1 protein-coding gene and 2 pseudogenes are annotated in these 1,844 nt (G+C 52.2%); all 3 read right to left on the minus strand.

Annotated elements, in window-relative coordinates; translation table 11 throughout:
- Nucleotides 1-179: 179 nt before the first annotated feature.
- Nucleotides 180-524, minus strand: a pseudogene (locus C3418_RS23385) (IS21 family transposase); the annotation flags it as partial.
- A 219-nt stretch (nucleotides 525-743) separates the two neighbouring features.
- A pseudogene (locus tag C3418_RS23390) lies at nucleotides 744-1,199 on the minus strand (DUF6444 domain-containing protein); the annotation flags it as partial.
- Between the two features lie 281 nt (nucleotides 1,200-1,480).
- Complete coding sequence (locus C3418_RS25125; protein WP_103859372.1) at nucleotides 1,481-1,642, minus strand: DUF4113 domain-containing protein; 162 nt, start codon at nucleotides 1,640-1,642, stop codon at nucleotides 1,481-1,483.
- Nucleotides 1,643-1,844 lie beyond the last annotated feature (202 nt).

Here is a 1,844-nt window from a genome sequence, read left to right on the forward strand (position 1 = left end):
GATCATGCGGGCAATGCCCAGTTCCTGGCAGAGTGCGGCGACCAAACCAAGGTGATCGAGGTTACGGATCGAGATAGCGGGTGCGGCCATGATGATCTACCTGCAAAAGAGAGTAATAGATCAGAACGGCCGATCGCCGTCAAGCACTGAAAATAGCAAAATCAGGTGCGGAATGACGGGTAACAGCTATTGGGATAGCGCTGGGTGTACTCCTCCCAGAGCAGCTGTTTGGAGACCCCCTTGCGCTTGAGCTCCTGATGGACAGAGGGCCAATCCGGCACAACATGGCGGGCCGAGATGGTGGTATCGGCCTGCGGATAGAACAGGGCAGCCAGTCGGCCATCATCAAGCTCGGTAGGTAAGGGCCAGGTAAGGCCCAGCGCCTGGGCACTTTTGAGGAGTTTCTGGATGGAGCCGACACTGACCTTGGTACAGATACTGATTTGGCGAACAGAGAGGTCAGCTTCCAGCCGCAGTCGCAGCACTTCACGAATTTTACGCATTGCAATCCTCTTGGCAGACATAGGCTCTTCCCTGGCAAAAGGGAGAGCGTATCAAAGGTTTTTAAATCAATGCGTTAAGGATGATTCTGGTGAATGTGAACAGTGATTCCGGGATGTTGAACACTGTTTCCGGAAAGGAGGGGCAAAGTGTTCAGGTTGAGCCGGAATGAGCGTTCACATTGGTCCGGAAATGGTGTTCACGTTGAACCGGAATCGGTGTTCATGATCGGCCGGAATATGCACCGTATCGGGCAGGGCTGCTTCACTGGTGGTGACGCACCCACGGCAGGTGCCCCGATACAGCTGATGCTCTGTCACCACATAGCTGACCTCGGGCAGGTCAAACACCTGATGAACCCGGTAGGGCTTGTCATGGGACACCACCTGCTCACCACAGCAGGCGCACTGCCGGGCAGGATAGTGTGGTATTGCCGTCAGTCGGTCGTCCTCAGGATGACGTTCACGCCGCTGCCCCTTGTGGCCAGGCTGGGCACCACGAGCCTTGCCGGAAGCGGGGCGCTTGCGCGCAGGCGGGGTCCCCGAGCCATCAGTGGAGGGGGGCTTGGAGGAGTTATTGCTGTTTTGGTTGAGGCGGTCTTCAAGCTCGGCGATGCGCGCCATCAGCTTGTAAATCAGCTCGTTGGCTTGCTCGAGGGTCAGCGGCAGGCCGGGTGGTGGCGTAATGGGTTTGCTCATGACGTGATGGTGCCAAGCTGGCGGGATCAGGCAAGGGGCAACAGTGGATCAAGGGATGATCGTCTCACTTTTTCCTGTCAATGCCATCTGGGTGAACAGTTACACGGATTTAAGTGCGTTGGCGATTATAAAGTGCCAGACAGTGACGATTTTAAAATGTCCAAACATATGTATACAGGTCTCTACTTGATGTCAAACTCTCAAAAAGTTGATGGCTGCCCTGTGTTCTTTTTAAATGATGCCGACTTAAGGGCTATTGGCAGCATTTCAGAATCACTTTCTTAGCACTTGATGCTTGGCAGGCTGTGCCATTTAGTTGAGTATTGCGGCGTTAGGCACTCTCGCCGCATAACCCATTTTTTGCCCCGAAGTGAGCCACAACGAGTATGATACTTTATTACTCGGTTGAAGCTCGATTCGGACTTCGTAGTAGCAATTAGTATGAATCTTTAATTTTGGTCATGTTTCATATAAAACGGTATGAGCAGGGGTGCTTGATTGTTCAGTATGAAACGTTACATGTACAGAACCTTAAGCGGCAAGCGAATTAATAATACCGTCTAACGTGTTGTTTTGCTTGGATTTTCTCTGCCTACTCTTTTTGCCGTTTTTGGATAAATACACCATTGCCCACTCCAACTTCTC

Source organism: Aeromonas sp. ASNIH8 (genome assembly GCF_002919855.1).
Classification (GTDB): Bacteria; Pseudomonadota; Gammaproteobacteria; order Enterobacterales; family Aeromonadaceae; genus Aeromonas; species Aeromonas caviae.